Genomic DNA, 16301 nt, shown 5'->3' on the forward strand with positions numbered 1-16301 from the left:
CGACGCCCTCATCGCAACGCCTGCAATCTGGCGATGGTCTCCTCCGGGGTAGCGTCCGGCCCGACGATGCCGTAGACGATCCGCCCGCAGCACACCGCACTCAACACCCGGTCGGTGAACGCCTCGACATCACCCCACGGCAGATACGGCTTGGCGATCAGCAGCGCCGCGACACCGTGCACGGCGGCCCACAGCTCCAGCGCCGCGTCCGTCGAATCCCCTTGCGGGTAGACACCTTCGGCCATCAACGCCTCGATCGACGCGCGCATGTGCTGAAAGGCCGAGCTGGCCAGCGTCACGTCGACATCACTGCCCGGGTTGCCCTCACCCATGGTCGCGATGCGGTAGAGCTCCGGGGTCTGGCGGGCGAAGCGCACATAGGCCAGCCCTTGGGCCCGCAACACCTCGATCGTGGAGGTCTGGCCGACCGCGACCCGCTGCATCTCCTCGTCGAGCTTTTCGAAATAGCGCGCGCACACCGCGTCCAGTAGCGCGTCCTTGTCGGCGAAATGCAGGTAGATCGACGGCGGGGTGACCCCGACCCGCTGGGCTACCGCCCGGATCGACACCGACTTGGCATGCCCGGTTTCCAGCAGCAGCTCGGTGGTCGCGTCCAGGATCTCCTCGCGCAACTGGTCACCCGAGCCGCGTGCGGCGCGGCGGCGTTTGAGTGCTTCAACCACGCTGACCAGTGTCCGTCACGCCCGCGGTCACGGGTTCACGCCGCTCCGAGTCCGGCCCCGATTCGCTGATCCCGATCCGCTGGTGCAGCCAGACCAGCGGTGCGGGCGCCCACCAGTTCCACCGGCCCGCGACGTGCATGAACGCCGGCACCAGCACCATCCGCACCAGGGTGGCGTCGACCAGGACGGCCAGTGTCAGGCCGACCCCGAACATCCGCATGAACGACACCTGCGCGGCGATCAGGGCGGCGAAGGTGATCGACATGACCAGGGCTGCGGCGGTGATGACCTTGCCGGTGCGGGCCAGGCCGAGGGCCACCGCCTTGTCGTTCCGCTGACGTGCCGGACCGTCCAGCGCCAGCCAGTACTCCCGGATGCGGGCCGCCAGGAACACCTCGTAGTCCATGGACAGGCCGAACGCGATGCAGAACAGCAGCACCGGCATATTGGCCACCAGGGTGCCCGTCGGTGTGGTGCCGAGCGCGGACAGGTGCCCGTCCTGGAAGATCCACACCAGCGCACCGAATGCGGCGGTCAGCGAAAGAACGTTGAGCACAAGGGCTTTCAATGGCAGCACCACGCTGCCGGTGAGCAGGAACAGCAGCCCGAACGTGATCACCGCGATCACACCCAACACCCAGGGCAACCGGGTGGTGATGGCGGTGACGCTGTCGCGGTTGATCTGCGCGATGCCGCCGAGTTCGACGGTGCGCCCGTCCGGCCCGGTGACGGCGTGCAGCGCGTCGAGCTGGCGCTCGGAGGCGTCGGAGAACAGCGGCGCCGTGCTGCCGACGGTGAGGAAGGCGCTGCCCTCGGCGATGCCGGCCTGCCCGGCGGGGCCGACCTTGCGGCCGTCCACGAACGTCCCGGTCGGGCCCGCGACCGACGACACATCGGCCACCCGGGAGAGTTCGGTTGCGTAACGGTCGAATTCGGCCGGGGTGAGCCCGTCGGCATCGGGAATGACGGCGGTCACCGCGGTGGCTGAGTTGTCGGTGAAGTCGTTGCGCAGTTGATCGCCGACCTGGCGCGCCGACGCCGAGGCGGGCAGCACCCGATCGTCCGGGAAGCCCCACTTGACGCCGAGGAACGGCGCTCCCAACAGCACCAGCAGCGCGACCACGGCCAAGCCGACCGGCACGGCGCGGCGCATCACCTTGCCTGTCCAGCGGTACCAGAACTGTTGCTCCACCGGCTTCGGCGACCGGTCCACGACCCGACGGAACACCCACCGCACATCGAGCGCGTCGAGCCGCTCGCCGAGCAGCCAGATGGCCGCCGGCGCAACGACGATGGCCGCCAGCGCCGCGAAGCCCACCGTCGCGACACCGGCGTAGGCGAACGACTTGAGGAAGTACATCGGGAACAACAGCATGGCCGCCATCGACAGCGCGACCGTCGTCGCCGAGAACAGCACCGTGCGGCCCGCCGTCGCCATCGTGCGGATCAGCGCGCGATCGCGCGGCTGCCCCTCGGCGAGCTCGTCGCGGTACCGGCTGATGATCAGCAACGTGTAGTCGATGGCCAGGGCCAGCCCCATCGCGGTGGACAGGTTCAGCGCGAAGATCGACACGTCGGTGGAGAAGGTGATCAACCGCAGCACCGACATGGTGCCCACGATCGCCATCCCGCCGACGATCATCGGCAGCGCGGCGGCCACCAGTCCACCGAACACCCAGACCAGCACCAAAAAGCTCAGCGGAATGGCGATGGATTCCATGAGCAGCAGGTCGCGTTCGGTCTGCGCGTTGATCTGGGCGTACACCATCGAGGTGCCGCCGGTCTTGATCGTCACGCCGGGGTGGCCGTCGGCGACGTGCATCAGCGAGTCGGACAGCTCCTTGGCGTATTTCTGCGCATTGTTCTCGCCGCCGGTGATGCCGGCGACGATGAGACCCGCGGTCTTGTCCTTGCTGACCAGGTCCCCGCTCGCCCCGGGATCATTCCCCGTCGCTCCGCTCGCCCCGGGATCATTCCCCGTCGCTCCGCTCGCCCCGGGCGGCACGGTCCACGCCGAGGTCACCTGGGCGACGTGTGGCGACCGGCGGAGCACGCCGGCGATCTGCTCGGCGACCGCTGTCGCCCCTGGGCTGGTGACGCCGTCGGGTGAGCTGACCGTGAAGATCAGCTGCATATCGCCCTGGTGGAACTTGTCGGTGAGCAGTTGCGTGGCGCGCGCCGACTCCGAGGTTGGGTCCTGGAACCCGCCGGCGGACAGGCTCTTGGCGACCGGGATGCCGAAGATGGCGGCGGCGACCATGACGAGTGCGGACAACACCAGCACGCGCCGCGGTGCGGCGATCGCGAGGAGTGCGATTCGGTTCAGCATGGCGGATTCCCCTCCGTTGCATATCGCCGTTAAGTTAACAACGGTAAGTTGGGCGCGTCAATTGTCGTTCTGGTCACGGACCGGGCGGCCGGCGGGTTCAACACATTGCGGGTGTGACCCACAAGTCACACAGATAACTCTGGTAACAGCCCGCCTTACTCGAAAGTAGAACCCAGAAGTAACGTTTGCTGCCGCGCCAGGTGCGTTCGAACGGTCCGGCACACACGCCACGGGCGCCGCGGGCCTCCTCGCGAAGCGCATAGCAGCAGGTCACGCCGCTCCTGACCGCCGAGTAGCAAGATCAACCGCGAGGCCCGCAAACATCGGAAACCTACCCGGCGGTAAGAATTGCCAAGGTTTTCAGAATCGTGACTCAAAGATTCCTTAAGCGTGACCCATACGCTCAGTGACATGTGGATCGACGACACCAGTGCCGATGTCATCAAAGTCGACTTTGACGCCCTGTACCACGGGGATGTCCTCGTCGAGGGTGACACCTCCGAGCAGTTCCCCGACCTCGCTGCAGCGGTCTGACCGCAGCAGTCCCTCCTAGCACCACGACGCCGCTGAGCCTTGCCTCGGCGGCGTTTTGGTGTCCGGGATCCGGCCGGCAACCCTGGGAAACCGCGCGACCGGATGCCATTGTCCGGCCGCGCGGTGGTCAGCGGGCAGCGTTACGCCGACGCCTTCTCTTCCGTGTCGATGACGACCATCTCGGCCAGCCGGCCGGTGATGATGTCCTCGGCCTCACCGACGATGCGGTCGATGAGGTCCGCCACCGTCGGGATGTCGTGGATCAGCCCCATCACGGTGCCCGCGGTCCAGATGCCCGCGTCGATGTCGCCGTCGTCGAACACCTTGCGGCCGCGTACCCCGGCAACCAGATCCTTGACGTCCTCGAACTGCCCACCGTCGGCGAGGATCTGCACCACCTCGCGTGACACCGCGTTGCTCGCGACGCGGGCGGTGTTGTGCAGGCTGCGGAAGATCAGCTCGGTGCCACGCTCGTCGGTGGCCACGATGGCCTCCTTGACGTTCTGGTGGATGCAGGACTCGACGGTGCACATGAACCGGGTCCCCATGTTGATGCCGTCGGCGCCAAGCGCCAACGCCGCCACCAGACCGCGGGCGTCCCCGAAACCGCCCGAGGCGATCATCGGGATCTCGATCTCGCGCGCCGCGGCCGGGATCAGCACCAGGCCCGGCACGTCGTCCTCGCCGGGATGGCCGGCGCACTCGAACCCGTCGATGCTGATGCCGTCCACACCGAGGGACTGGGCCTTGACCGCATGGCGCACCGAGGTGCACTTGTGCAGCACCTTGATGCCGTTGTCGTGGAACATCGGCAGGTGCGGAGCCGGATTCGAGCCGGCCGTCTCGACGATCTTGACACCGGCGTCGACGATCACCTGGCGGTACTCGTCATAGGGCGGCGGGTTTATCGCCGGCAGGATGGTCAGGTTCACCCCGAACGGCTTGTCGGTCAGGTCCCGGGTCTTGGCGATCTCGTTGGCCAGATCGGCCGGGGTGGGCTGGGTGAGTGCGGTGATGAAACCCAGGCCGCCCGCATTGGCCACGGCCGCAACGAGTTCCGCGCGGCCCACCCACTGCATGCCCCCCTGGGCGATCGGGTGCTCGACACCGAAGGTCTCGGTGAACTTCGTCCTGATGCTCATCGCTTCATCACCTCGGCGCCATCCGGATCGCGCCGTCCAGGCGGATCACCTCACCGTTGAGCATCGGGTTCTCCACGATGTGCGCGGCCAGCGCGCCGTACTCGTCGGGATCACCCAGCCGCGCCGGATGCGGCACCTGCTGGCCGAGGGAGCGCTGCGCCTCTTCCGGCAGCGAGCCCAGCAGCGGGGTCTTGAACAGGCCGGGGGCGATGGTGACCACCCGGATCAGGCTGCGCGACAGGTCGCGCGCCACCGGCAGCGTCAACCCCACGACACCACCCTTGGACGCCGAGTACGCGGCCTGGCCGATCTGGCCGTCGAACGCCGCGACGGAGGCGGTGTTGATGATGACGCCGCGCTCCGCCGAGCCGTTGGTGTCCTCCAGCGGCTCCGTCCTGGCGATCCGCTCGGCGGCCAGCCGCAGCACGTTGAAGGTGCCGATCAGGTTGACCTCGACCACCTTGCGGAAACCGTCCAGCGGGAACGGGCCTTCCTTACCAAGGGTTTTGATGGCGTTGCCGATCCCGGCGCAGTTGACGTTGATGCGCACCGGACCCATCGACTCGGCGACATCCAGCGCCTCGGACACGGCCGCCTCGTCGGTGACGTTGGCGGCGACGAACCTGGCCCGCTCGCCCAGTCCGGCCACCACCTCCTCGCCCTTGAGATCGATGACCACCACCGACGCACCGGCATCGAGCAGCCGCTTGGTGGTTGCCAGGCCGAGGCCCGAAGCCCCGCCGGTGACAACCGCTACGGAATCCTTGATTTCCACTTGGTGTGTTTCCTTCCTATCGGGGTCGTTACCCGGTTGCTAGGCCCACTCGTCGAGGATGGTGTCGTTGTCCGCGCCGACCACCGGCGGCGGCGTGGGTTGCCCTGGGCGACTGCGTGAGAAGCGGGGCGCGGGCATCGGCTGCAACCCGGCACCGGTCTCGTAGAAGGTGTCGCGTTCGGCGAGGTGCGGCTCGGTGAGCACTTCACCGAACGCCAATACCGGTGTGGCACAGGCATCCGAGCCGGCGAAGATTCGCGCCCATTCGTCGCGGCTCCTGGTCTTGAACACCTCGGTGAAGGTGGCCCGCAGTTCCGGCCAGCGCGCCATGTCGTTCTGCCCCGGCAGGGCCGCCGGGTCCAGGCCCAACCTGTCCAGCAGTTCGGCATAGAACTGCGGCTCGATCGCGCCGACGGCGACGTACTTGCCGTCGGCGGTCTCGTAGGTGTCGTAGTAGGGAGCGCCGGTGTCGAGCATGTTGGTGCCCCGCTCGTCGCTCCACAACCCTTGCGCACGGAACGCCCACATCATCTGGATCAGCACACTGGAACCGTCGACCATGGCGGCGTCGACCACCTGGCCCTTCCCCGAGGTCTGCCGTTCCCACAGCGCCGCGAGAATGCCCAACAGCAGGAACATCGACCCACCACCGAAATCGCCGACCAGGTTCAGCGGCGGCACCGGCCGCTCCCCCTTGCGGCCGATCGCGTGCAGCACCCCGTTGAGCGAGATGTAGTTGATGTCGTGGCCGGCCTGCTGGGCGCGCGGACCGGTCTGTCCCCAACCGGTCATCCGGGCGTAGATCAGCTTCTCGTTGACCTTGGCGCAGTCGTCCGGTCCCAGCCCGAGCCGCTCGGTGACACCGGGACGGAAACCCTCGATGAGCACGTCGGCCTTGCTGACCAGGTTCAGCACGAATTCGCGGCCCTGTTCGGATTTGAGATCGGCGGTCACCGAGCGCCGGTTCCGCAGCATCGCGTCCTTGGCCGCGCCGTTGGCGGCGGACGGGCGGTCCACCCGCACCACCTCGGCACCCAGATCGCCGAGAATCATCGCCGCGTGCGGGCCGGGGCCGATACCGGCCAATTCGACAACGCGCAATCCGTGCAGTGGTCCCGTCATACCGACCGTCCTTCGTCGTTGAGTGTCTCGTCGAGTACCGAGTAGTTGACCGCCGACATAGCTTACTTGTATAACCAGGTCGAACCAGCCGGGGGCCACCCGGTCTAACCTGAGGGCGTGTCCATGACGTATCGCAGCATCGAATCTCTGCTCGTCGAGCTATCCGATGGCGTGTTGTCGCTGACCCTGAACCGGCCCGACAGCCTGAACTCGTTGTCCGAGGCCATGCTCGACGGGATCGGTGATGCGCTGGAACAGGCCGCCACCGATCCCGCGGTACGGGTGGTCAAGCTCGCGGGCGCCGGCCGAGGGTTCAGCTCCGGCGCCGGGATCAGCGAAGAGGACACCGCGGGTCACGCCACCGGCGGTCCCGAGGCGGTGCTGGATGCGGCCAACCGGGCGGTGCGGTCCATCGTCGCGCTGCCCAAACCCGTCGTCGCGGTGGTGCAGGGCCCGGCCGCCGGGGTAGGCGTCTCGCTGGCCTTGTCCTCGGACATCGTATTGGCTTCGGAGAACGCCTTTTTCATGCTCGCCTTCACCAAGATCGGGTTGATGCCCGACGGTGGCGCCTCGGCCCTGATCGCGGCGGCGATCGGGCGCATCCGGGCCCAACGGATGGCCCTGCTGGCCGAGCGGATCACCGCGGCCGAGGCCTACGACTGGGGTTTGGTGACCTCCGTGCACGCGGCCGAGGCGCTCGACGACGAGGTCGCCTCGGTGCTGACCACCCTGTCGACGGGGCCGGCGGTGGCCCTGCGGAAGACCAAGCAGGCGATCAACGCCGCCACCCTGACCGAACTCGAGGCGGCCCTGGAGCGCGAGCGCGAGGGCCAGCTCCTGCTGTTGCGCTCCGACGATTTCCAGGAGGGCACCAAGGCCTTCCAACAACGACGTCGGGCCGACTTCACCGACAGTTAGTCGCACCGGAAAATAAGTGGATTCACCGGTGCCCGATCGGTCACCATCGACCGTGTGAGTACACAACTCGAGCGGTCGGGCTGGCGGGTACTCGCACCGTTTCATCACCGCGAGTACCGCCTGCTGATCACCGCGGTGTCGCTGTCGATCTTCGCCGAAGGCATGTGGGCCGTGGTGATGGCCCTGCAGGTCATCGAACTCGACAACAATCCGACGTCGCTGTCGCTGGTGGCAACCTGCCTGGGCGCCGGTCTGGTGGGTTTCGTGCTGGTCGGTGGTATCGCGGCCGACCGGCTCAACCAGCGCAGCATCATCATCGCCGTCGAGACGGTCAACGTCGCCGCGGTCACCGTGGTGGCCGTGCTGGGTTCGCTTGGGCTGCTGAAGGTTTGGCACCTGGCCGTGGCGGCGGGCACGCTCGGCATCGCCGCGGCCTTCTTCTTCCCGGCCTACAGCGCGATCCTGCCGCGCATTCTGCCGCCGGAACAACTGCTGGCCGCCAACGGTGTCGAGGGTGTCGTGCGGCCGGTGTTCCAGCGCGCGGTCGGACCCGCGGTCGCCGGCATCGTGGTCGGCGCGACCATGCCCTCGGTCGGCGCCGTCGTGGTCGCCGTGCTGTTCGCGATCGGTCTGGCGCTGCTGGTGGCCACCCGCTCGCCGGCCGCCGCGGCACCCGACGGTGATCGGCCGCATGTGCTGCGGGACCTGCGTGACGGTTTCACCTTCGTGGTGCGTACACCCTGGCTACTGGCCACCCTGTTGTTCGCCAGCATCTTCGTGCTGCTGGTGCTCGGCCCGATCGAGGTGCTGCTGCCCTTCATCGCGCAGCAGCGCTTCACCGAGGGCGCCCGCACATACGGATTCATCCTGGCGTTCTTCGGTGTCGGCAGCGCCTTCGGCGCGCTCGCGGTGTCCTCCCGCCGGCTGCCACGGCGCTACCTGACGGTGATGATGGCGATGTGGGGTCTGGGCTCGCTGCCGTTGGTGATCATCGGCACCACATGGTCGTTCGGCTGGATGGCGCTGGCGTCGTTCATCGTCGGGGTGACCGACGGTGCCGGCATGGTCATCTGGGGCACGCTGCTGCAGCGCCGAGTTCCCACGGCGATGCTCGGGCGGGTATCGAGCCTGGATTTCTTTGTGTCGCTGGCCTTCATGCCCGTCTCGTTCGCGATCGTCGGACCGTTGTCGAAGGTGGTGTCGATGGAGGCCATCTTCCTGGTCGCCGGCGTGGTACCGGTGCTGATCGGCCTGACGGCCTGGGCCGCGGCGAAGATGCCCCACGACGAGCTGGCCCACCCGCTGGGCGGCTAGACCCCGAAGATCGGCGGCAGCGCCAGCACCATGACCAGTCCCCAGCAGAAATGGGTCAGCATCGGTGCCAGCACGCCGCCGGTCATCCGGCGTTGCAGCGCACATGCCGCGCCGAGCAGGATGGCGGCGAAGCCCAGCATCGGGTTGCCCGCCGCCATCACGGCGACGAAGTAGATCGCCGTGGATACCAACACCGGACGGCGCCCGCCCAGCGCGCTGTACAGCGCCCCGCGGAAGAACAGTTCCTCGGCCACCCCGTTGACCACGGTGATGAACACGACCAGCAGCAGCGGGCCGTGATTGGCGAATTCCAGTACGGCGGTGACGTAGTCGCGCACCGGCGGGATGAGCCGTGCGATCAGGCCGCCCACCACGAACACCGCGCCCAGTCCCAGCCCGACACCGATGCCGAGCAGCACCGGGCGGCGCCCACTGCCCGGCAGCCGGCCCATGTGCAACGGACCGGATGACACCGCCCCCACCGTCCACACCGCGGCCATGACGAGGGTGAGCACGTAGAAGGAGCTGTCCCCGGGATGCCGGCTCAGCGAATACGCTTGCAGCGCAGCACCGATCACCAGCACCCCGATGACGGTGATGCGCCGGCGTCGCACCACGTGCGGCGTCTCTTCGGCCGCCGGGGCCACGGTGCGCCAGGGTGGCGGGATCATCCGGGACGCTCCGCGGGCATCAGGTCGGCCAGCAGGTCGATGCCCGTGCGCAGCGCGGCGGTGGCCGGACCCGGCAGCAGCGGCAGCAGGGCCAGGGCGGGGCGGGCGATCGGCGGCGTCAGCTCGCGGATGCGCGACACGTCACCACCGGCCCATGGTGGATCGGTGTCGGCCAGATGGTGCGGGTCGGCGAGTCTGTCGACGGGCCGCCGGGTCCGGGTGGCGACCGACCGGCGGATGGCATCCTCCACGGTGAGCAGCCCGCCCGGCGGGTCGGGCACCAGTTCACGCAATCCGGATCCGGTCGCCGTCATCGGATGCGCCAGGGACGCAGTGAGATCCGCGGCGAGCCCACCGGGCACCGGGAGCGCCAGCGCGGACACCCGCGACGCCAGGGCCGTCGGCAACCCGGGCGCGGGCAACCGCCACTGCCGGGTGCCGCTCAACCGACCGTAAGCCGCCAGCAGATCCCGGTACCGCACGGTCTGCGGGCCGCGGATGTCATAGGCGCCGGCGGGCACCCGCGCGGTGTCTGCCGCCGCGGTGAGGTAGTACAACACATCGCGGATGGAGATCGGGTCGATCGGGTTGTCCAGCCACGACGGGCGCGGCAACAGCGGAAAGCGGTCGCCCACATAGCGCAGCATCTCGAACGAGGTGGAGCCGGCACCGATGATCACCCCGGCCCCCAGCCAGACCACCTCCGCGCCACCGGCGATCGTCAGGGCCTCTGCCACCTCCGCGCGCCCGGCCAGGTGCTCGGACAGATTGCGTGCGTCGGGCACGAATCCGCCGAGGTAGACGATGCGGCGCACACCGGCCCGTGCCGCCGCTTCGGCGACCCGGTGAGCGGCGGCGTTGTCGGCGGCCCGGAAGCCGGGTTCACCGATGCCGTGGATCAGGTAGTAGAGGACGTCGACCGGCCCGCACCGGTGGAAAAGCGTTGCGACCGAATCCGGTTCGCGGGTATCGAGCCCGGTCGTCGTCACCTCGCCGTACCAGCCGAAGCTGCTGAGCCGCTCCGGCGTGCGACTGCTGACCACCACCTGGTGGCCCGCGGCAAGCAGTTCGGCGACCAGTCGCGAGCCGATATAGCCGGTGGCACCGGTGACCAGGATGCGCTCGGTCATGCGCCACTCATATCAGCGCTCGACGCCCGCATCCGCACTCATGCCTCCCATGACCCACCGCTAGTCCTATCACTGCCCGCGGTGGGCCATACCCTGTTCGGTGACGCGCTACACCCGATGGAGTTGCTCGTCACACCGGCCGCGGGCCGGTCAGCGGGTGTGGTGGCGGGCAGCCCGCGGGTCGTCGACCACGACGCGATCGGGCTCGTCGTCGCCGCCGGGCTGCTTGATCCTCGGGTCGATCTTGTCGGCGTGCTCGCGGCGTGCCTCGAGGCGCTCGCGCGTCGAGTCGACCTCGTCGCGGTGGCTTGCCGCCCGATCCTGCAGGCGCGCCGCCTCGGCGGCTTTGGCGTCCGCCTCGGCCTGCGCGGCCCGCGCCTTCGCCTCGGTTTCGGCGGCGGCGGCCGCGCGCCGGTCCAGGCGTTGACGCTCCTCCTGGACCTCTTCGCGGATACGGTCGGCCTTGGCGGTGCGGCGGCGCTGGCTGGCGGTGCGGATCAGGAACGCGACGAGCGCCAGCACCACGACGGCGACGACGGCGAGGACGATCCAGCTGGTGGTGCTCATGAGGGCTCCTCCAATCGACGGGTGCGCGCACAGGTTATTGACGCGCCTGCTGGTTTTGGGATGCCCACTGGGCCCGTCCTTAAACCCGCGATGGAAGGTGAGTGCGAGAACCGTTGCCGCCGTTGACCGTCGGTTCAGTCGGGCCGGCGGTGCAGCTCGATGAGGCCGCGATAGGCCTGCGCGTTGAACCGGTTGGCGGCAACCTCGTCGTCGGTGAGGCTGCGGCGCACCTTGCCGGGCACACCGGCGACCAGGGACCGCGGCGGGATCACCGCCCCCTGCGGCACCACCGCACCCGCGGCCACCAGCGTGCCCGCTCCGACGACGGCACCGTTGAGCACGATGGCGCCCATTCCGACCAGCACGTCGTCCTCGATGGTGCAGCCGTGCAGGACGGCGTTGTGCCCGACCGTGACCCCGGCGCCGATGCGGGCCGGGAAGCCCGGATCCACGTGCACGGTCACACCGTCCTGGATGTTGCTGCCCGCACCGACCTCGATGGGCTCGAATTCGGCACGCAGCGTGGCGTTGTACCAAACACTCACGTGTGCAGCCAGCGTCACCGGACCGATCAGGGTGGCATTGGGTGCGACCCAGGATTCGGCGTGCAGCTGCGGGGCGCGCCCCCGGATGGGGATGATCAACGGCTCAGGCATGGCCGTCATCGTAATCAGGTGCCTGGTCAGGAACCCTGGTACACCTTGCGATAACTCGACGGGGACATCCCCATCCCACGGCGCAGGTGGTGACGCAGGTTGCCACCGGTACCCAGCCCGGACAGCCGTGCCACCTCGTCGACCGGAATGTCCCGGGATTCCAGCAGTTCCCTGGCCCGGTCGATGCGACGCTGCCGGATCCAGTTGCCGGGCGCCTCACCCGTCTCCTCCCGGAAGCGGCGGTTGAACGTCCGCAGGCTCATGTGGGCGTGCTTGGCCAGCGCCTGGACGGTCAGCTCGGCGTCCAGGTGCGCCATCGCCCAGGCCCGGGTGCGCGCCGTCGAGGCGTGGTCGACCACCGGCAGGTGGCGGTCGATGAACTGGGCCTGACCACCCTCCCGCCACGGCGGCACCACGCAGTAGCGCGCGACGGTGTTGGCCACCTGCGCGCCGTGATCGCACCGAATGATGTGCAGGCACAAGTCGATTCCCGCGGCCAGCCCCGCCGAGGTGAGCACGTCACCGTCGTCGACGAACAACACGTTCTCATCCACTCGCACCGCCGGGTACAGCCGGCGCAGGGTGTCGGCGAACTGCCAGTGCGTCGTCGCGGTCCGGCCGTCGAGGCGCCCCAGCGCCGCCAGCACGAACGCGCCGGTGCAGATCGACACCAGCCGGGTGCCCGGCCGGATCCGGGCGAACGCGGCGGTCACCGCGTCGTCGACGCCACCACCGGTGCGTGCCGGTGGGTAGCGGGTGCCGGGGATGACGACGGTGTCGGCGGTGTCCAGGGCCTCGGGTCCGGCACTGGGCACCATCGCGAAACCGTTGGTGGACTGGACCGGCCCGGGTTCGACGGCGCACGTCGTCACGTCGTACAACGACGTGCCGTCGGCTCCGGTGGCGGCACCGAACAGGGTGGGCGCGATGGTGGCGTCGAACCCCACCACCGGAGGCAGCATCAGAACGGCGACACGGTGCACCCGACCAGTCTGGCACGTTTTTGACGAATCGTGTCGTTTGTGCCACTAGGCGGTGCGCGTTCTTTCCGCGACAGTGGGCCGGTGACACTTCTCGGTACGCGTACGCGCCTGCACTGGGCCTGGGTGGTCGCCGCGGTCAGCTTCGTCGCCATCCTCGGCGCGGCGGCCTTCCGGTCCGTGCCCGGCGTGATGATGAACCCGCTGCACCACGAGTTCGGCTGGAGCCACGGCACCGTCGGCGCGGCGATGGCGGTCAACATGACGCTCTACGGTCTGACGGCCCCGTTCGCCGCCGCACTGATGGATCGCTTCGGGGTGCGCCCGGTGCTCACCGCGGCCCTGTCCCTGATCGCGGCCGGCTCGGCGCTCAGCGTGGCGATGACCGCCAGCTGGCAGCTGGTGCTGCTGTGGGGCGTCCTGGTCGGGCTGGGCACCGGCGCCATCTCGATGGGGTTCGTGGCGACCGTCGCGACCCGGTGGTTCGAGGCCCGCCGCGGCCTGGTCACCGGCGTGCTGACGGCCGCCAGCGCCACCGGGCAGCTGGTCTTCCTGCCCGTGGTGGCCGCGGTGACCACGCAGCACGGGTGGCGCTGGGCGTCGCTGATCGTCGCCGCGGCGGCCGTCGCGGTGGTGCCTCTGGTCGCGCTGTTCATGCGCAACTATCCCCAGGACATCGGGCTGACGGCCTACGGCACCGACCCCTCTGATTCCGGCGCGCGCGAGCCCGAGGCGCTGCCCACCGGCACGTTCACCGCGGCGTTCGACGGCTTGCGGATCGGGCTGCGGTCCCGGGCGTTCTGGTTGCTGGCCGCCAGCTTCGCGATCTGCGGGATGACCACCAACGGCCTGATCGGCACCCACTTCATCCCCGCGGCCAACGATCACGGCATGCCCACGACGGTGGCCGCCGGCCTGCTGGCCACCATCGGCGTGCTGGACGTGCTGGGCACGGTGTTCTCCGGGTGGCTCACCGATCGGGTGGACCCGCGCCTGCTGCTGGTGGTCTATTACACCGGCCGGGGCCTGTCGCTGCTGCTGCTGCCGTCGCTGTTGTCACCGCAGGCCGAACCGAGCACCTGGGTGTTCATCATCTTCTACGGGCTGGACTGGGTGGCCACCGTGCCGCCGACCATCGTGCTGTGCCGGGACTATTTCGGCGCCCGCACCCCGGTGGTGTTCGGCTGGGTGTTCGCCTCGCATCAGTTGGGGGCGGCGGTCGCCGCGGCCGGTGCCGGCTGGATCCGGGATCTGCAGGGCAACTACGACCTGGCGTTTTATCTGGCAGCCGGGTTGTGCGTCATCGCCGCCGGTCTTTGCGGCGCGGTCCGGCGGCCCGCATCCTGAGAGCCACCATTTTGTTCGTCCAGCCGGTACGCATAGCATGCAAGCGGCGCCGCGGGGACGCCGAGGCTCGGATGGACCGTTAGCTGATGGTGCGCTGGCGTGCGCGTCACGTCCCCGCCCATCCGCGCCGCCCAGCGTCAGTAACTGGACCCAGGCACGAGATGGAGGAATTCACGTGCAAGCTCGCACCGGCAAGCTCATCGGCGGCATCGTCGCATCGGCGGCGGTCGCCCTTTCGGTAGCGGTGACGGCCCACGCCGACCCCACCCCCACCATCACCGCACCCGTTCCCACGCCGCAGGGCCCCGGCTGCGATGCCGGGATCAAGGCCGTGGCGTCGGGCCCGGGCTCGCTCAACAGCCTGGTCAACGAGTCGTCGTCGGCCGCGCTGGCCGCCATCCCGGAGATCTCCACCTTCAGCCAGGCCGTCTCGGGTCAGCTGAACCCCGCGGTGAACGTGGCCAGCGTGCTGGACAACGGCCCGTACGTGGTGTTCGCGCCCAGCAACGACGCCTTCGCCAAGCTCGATCCGGCGACGCTGGACGCGATCAAGGCCGACCCGGCCAAGCTGACCGCGCTGGTCTACTACCACATGGTGCTGGGCATCCTGGGCCCCGACGACATCCACGGCACCATGTACACCCAGCAGGGCAAGCCCGTCGTGGTGAAGGGCAAGGGCGGCGATATCACCGTCAACGACGCCAAGGTGACCTGCGGCGGCATCAAGTCGCAGAACATGCGGATCTACATCATCGACACGGTGCTGGACCCGGCCGGCGCGCCCGAGGGTGTGACCCCGAGCCCGGTCACGTCGACCGAGACCACCTCGGCGCCCGCCACCACCTCGACGACAGCGACGACGACGGCTCCGGCGCCCGCCGCCTGACACACCGCGAAACTGAAGCCAGGGACGGATCCTGTACGGATTCCGTCCCTGGCTTCAGTTTCGGTGATTTTATAGGCCGCGCCGGCGGTGCCGGCTATAGGCCCAGGTCTCGGCCGATGATCTCCTTCATGATCTCGGTGGTGCCACCGTAGATCGTCTGGATCCGGACGTCGACGTAGTCCTTGGCCACCCGGTATTCGTTCATGTAGCCGTACCCACCGTGCAGCTGCAGGCAGGCGTCGACGACCTTCTTGCCCAGTTCGGTGCACCACCACTTGGCCTTGGCGGCCTCGACGGCGGTCAGCTCCTTGTCGACGACGGCGCGCAGGCAGCGGTCGACGTACTGCTCGGCGATGTCCAGCTCGGTCTCCAACTCGGCCATCACGAAGCGGCTGTTCTGGAAACTGCCGATCGGCTGCCCGAAAGCCTTGCGGTCCTTGACGTACTGCAGCGTCTCGGTGAAGGTGGCCCGGGCCCCGGCGACCCCGGCGATGGCGATGGACAGCCGCTCCGAGGGCAGGTTCTCCATCAGGTGGTAGAACCCACGCCCCTCTTTGCCGAGCAGGTTGGCCGACGGCACCCGGACGTTCTCGAAATGCAGCTCGGCGGTGTCGGCGGCGTGCTGACCCATCTTGTCCAGCTTGCGCCCGCGGGTGAAGCCCTCCATGTCACGCTCGACCACCAGCAGCGAGAAGCCCTTGTGGCCGGCTTCCGGGTCGGTGCGCGCGACGACGACCACCAGGTCGGAGTTGATGCCGGCGGAGATGAACGTCTTGGCGCCGTTGATGATCCAGTCGTCGCCGTCGCGCACCGCGGTGGTACGGATGCCGGCCAGGTCACTGCCGGCGCCCGGCTCGCTCATCGCGATGGCACCGATCAGCTCGCCGCTGGCGAAGCCCGGCATCCAGCGATCGAGCTGCTCCTTGGTGGCCAGGTTCTTGAAGTACGGCCCGACGATGTCGTTCTGCAGGCTCACCCCGGGGCAGGCCAGGCCGAATTTGGCGAACTCCTCGACGATCACGGCGTTGAAGCGGAAGTCGTCGACCCCGCCGCCGCCGTACTCCTCGGGCATGTTGAAGCCGATCAGGCCGTAATTGCCCGCGGCCACATAGGCTTCGCGGTCGACCAGCCGATTGGCCTCCCACTTCTCGACGTTGGGCAGACATTCCTTCTCCAGGAATTGCCTGGCGGTCTCGCGGAGCTGCTCGTGCTCGGTTTCGAAAACCAGTCTCTTCATATCTTTTCGC

At 68.7% G+C, this 16301-nt stretch carries 16 protein-coding genes; 5 read left to right on the plus strand and 11 right to left on the minus strand.

Annotation, left to right across the window (positions count from 1 at the left end):
• Window positions 1-8 precede the first annotated feature (8 nt).
• Together BN977_RS07480 and BN977_RS07485 are read right to left on the minus strand one after the other, a co-directional pair.
• Window positions 9-683 carry a TetR/AcrR family transcriptional regulator gene (locus tag BN977_RS07480; protein WP_024451435.1) on the minus strand — a complete coding sequence of 225 codons (675 nt, stop codon included), beginning with the start codon at window positions 681-683 and terminating at the stop codon, window positions 9-11.
• Complete coding sequence (locus BN977_RS07485) at window positions 676-3012, minus strand: MMPL family transporter (protein ID WP_036396937.1); 2337 nt, start codon at window positions 3010-3012, stop codon at window positions 676-678. The genes BN977_RS07480 and BN977_RS07485 overlap by 8 nt, the downstream gene beginning before the upstream one ends.
• 411 nt (window positions 3013-3423) lie before the next feature.
• Between BN977_RS07485 and BN977_RS33445 the strand changes: the two genes are divergently transcribed.
• A complete protein-coding gene (locus BN977_RS33445; protein ID WP_090363461.1) occupies window positions 3424-3546 on the plus strand; it encodes a hypothetical protein in 123 nt (40 codons plus the stop codon).
• Window positions 3547-3686: 140 nt separating this feature from the next.
• On the opposite strand, the gene BN977_RS07490 is transcribed toward BN977_RS33445, so the two are convergent.
• From BN977_RS07490 to BN977_RS07500, 3 genes are read right to left on the minus strand one after another with little or no spacing between them, the layout of a single operon-like run.
• On the minus strand, window positions 3687-4688 hold the full coding sequence (locus BN977_RS07490) for an NAD(P)H-dependent flavin oxidoreductase (RefSeq protein ID WP_024451433.1): 1002 nt from the start codon (window positions 4686-4688) through the stop codon (window positions 3687-3689).
• A 7-nt stretch (window positions 4689-4695) separates the two neighbouring features.
• Window positions 4696-5463, minus strand: a complete 768-nt coding sequence (locus BN977_RS07495) for a 3-hydroxyacyl-CoA dehydrogenase (RefSeq protein ID WP_036396938.1) — start codon at window positions 5461-5463, stop codon at window positions 4696-4698.
• Between the two features lie 39 nt (window positions 5464-5502).
• Window positions 5503-6585 (minus strand): CaiB/BaiF CoA transferase family protein, encoded by a 1083-nt coding sequence (locus BN977_RS07500; protein ID WP_036396940.1) that lies wholly within the window; start codon window positions 6583-6585, stop codon window positions 5503-5505.
• A 123-nt stretch (window positions 6586-6708) separates the two neighbouring features.
• Here BN977_RS07500 and BN977_RS07505 point away from each other — a divergent pair, with 123 nt between their 5' ends.
• Window positions 6709-7503, plus strand: coding sequence for an enoyl-CoA hydratase (locus tag BN977_RS07505; protein WP_036398641.1), 795 nt, complete (start codon window positions 6709-6711; stop codon window positions 7501-7503).
• Window positions 7504-7557: 54 nt separating this feature from the next.
• Complete coding sequence (gene tet(V), locus BN977_RS07510) at window positions 7558-8817, plus strand: tetracycline efflux MFS transporter Tet(V) (RefSeq protein ID WP_036396941.1); 1260 nt, start codon at window positions 7558-7560, stop codon at window positions 8815-8817.
• Here the strand turns inward: tet(V) and BN977_RS07515 are convergent.
• From BN977_RS07515 to BN977_RS07535, 5 genes are all read right to left on the minus strand, one after another.
• Window positions 8814-9488 (minus strand): CPBP family intramembrane glutamic endopeptidase, encoded by a 675-nt coding sequence (locus tag BN977_RS07515; RefSeq protein ID WP_051561137.1) that lies wholly within the window; start codon window positions 9486-9488, stop codon window positions 8814-8816. The two genes, tet(V) and BN977_RS07515, sit on opposite strands and share 4 nt — an antisense overlap.
• The gene (locus BN977_RS07520; protein ID WP_036396944.1) at window positions 9485-10618 is read right to left on the minus strand and encodes an NAD(P)H-binding protein; all 1134 of its coding nucleotides are present in this window, start codon (window positions 10616-10618) and stop codon (window positions 9485-9487) included. The genes BN977_RS07515 and BN977_RS07520 overlap by 4 nt, the downstream gene beginning before the upstream one ends.
• 150 nt (window positions 10619-10768) lie before the next feature.
• Window positions 10769-11185 carry a hypothetical protein gene (locus tag BN977_RS07525; RefSeq protein ID WP_024451426.1) on the minus strand — a complete coding sequence of 139 codons (417 nt, stop codon included), beginning with the start codon at window positions 11183-11185 and terminating at the stop codon, window positions 10769-10771.
• Between the two features lie 134 nt (window positions 11186-11319).
• Window positions 11320-11850, minus strand: a complete 531-nt coding sequence (locus tag BN977_RS07530; protein ID WP_191262715.1) for a gamma carbonic anhydrase family protein — start codon at window positions 11848-11850, stop codon at window positions 11320-11322.
• A 17-nt stretch (window positions 11851-11867) separates the two neighbouring features.
• Window positions 11868-12824 carry a GlxA family transcriptional regulator gene (locus BN977_RS07535; protein WP_024451424.1) on the minus strand — a complete coding sequence of 319 codons (957 nt, stop codon included), beginning with the start codon at window positions 12822-12824 and terminating at the stop codon, window positions 11868-11870.
• An 81-nt stretch (window positions 12825-12905) separates the two neighbouring features.
• On the opposite strand from BN977_RS07535, the gene BN977_RS07540 reads away from it, so the two are divergent.
• Together BN977_RS07540 and BN977_RS07545 are read left to right on the plus strand one after the other, a co-directional pair.
• On the plus strand, window positions 12906-14168 hold the full coding sequence (locus tag BN977_RS07540; RefSeq protein ID WP_036396945.1) for an MFS transporter: 1263 nt from the start codon (window positions 12906-12908) through the stop codon (window positions 14166-14168).
• 175 nt (window positions 14169-14343) lie between these two features.
• Window positions 14344-15054 carry a fasciclin domain-containing protein gene (locus BN977_RS07545; RefSeq protein WP_036396946.1) on the plus strand — a complete coding sequence of 237 codons (711 nt, stop codon included), beginning with the start codon at window positions 14344-14346 and terminating at the stop codon, window positions 15052-15054.
• Between the two features lie 94 nt (window positions 15055-15148).
• Here the strand turns inward: BN977_RS07545 and BN977_RS07550 are convergent, their stop codons facing one another.
• Window positions 15149-16291, minus strand: coding sequence for an acyl-CoA dehydrogenase family protein (locus tag BN977_RS07550; RefSeq protein WP_024453844.1), 1143 nt, complete (start codon window positions 16289-16291; stop codon window positions 15149-15151).
• Between the last annotated feature and the right edge of the window lie 10 nt (window positions 16292-16301).

This window comes from Mycolicibacterium cosmeticum, from assembly GCF_000613185.1.
Lineage (GTDB): Bacteria > Actinomycetota > Actinomycetes > Mycobacteriales > Mycobacteriaceae > Mycobacterium > Mycobacterium cosmeticum.

Coding starts and splice junctions, on each gene's coding strand:
- BN977_RS07505 (WP_036398641.1), top strand. CDS start 6,709: ATGACGTATCGCAGCATCGAATCTCTGCTCGTCGAGCTATCCGATGGC.
- BN977_RS07530 (WP_191262715.1), bottom strand. CDS start 11,850: ATGACGGCCATGCCTGAGCCGTTGATCATCCCCATCCGGGGGCGCGCC.
- BN977_RS33445 (WP_090363461.1), top strand. CDS start 3,424: ATGTGGATCGACGACACCAGTGCCGATGTCATCAAAGTCGACTTTGAC.
- BN977_RS07500 (WP_036396940.1), bottom strand. CDS start 6,585: ATGACGGGACCACTGCACGGATTGCGCGTTGTCGAATTGGCCGGTATC.
- BN977_RS07520 (WP_036396944.1), bottom strand. CDS start 10,618: ATGACCGAGCGCATCCTGGTCACCGGTGCCACCGGCTATATCGGCTCG.
- BN977_RS07550 (WP_024453844.1), bottom strand. CDS start 16,291: ATGAAGAGACTGGTTTTCGAAACCGAGCACGAGCAGCTCCGCGAGACC.
- BN977_RS07485 (WP_036396937.1), bottom strand. CDS start 3,012: ATGCTGAACCGAATCGCACTCCTCGCGATCGCCGCACCGCGGCGCGTG.
- BN977_RS07525 (WP_024451426.1), bottom strand. CDS start 11,185: ATGAGCACCACCAGCTGGATCGTCCTCGCCGTCGTCGCCGTCGTGGTG.
- BN977_RS07490 (WP_024451433.1), bottom strand. CDS start 4,688: ATGAGCATCAGGACGAAGTTCACCGAGACCTTCGGTGTCGAGCACCCG.
- BN977_RS07515 (WP_051561137.1), bottom strand. CDS start 9,488: ATGATCCCGCCACCCTGGCGCACCGTGGCCCCGGCGGCCGAAGAGACG.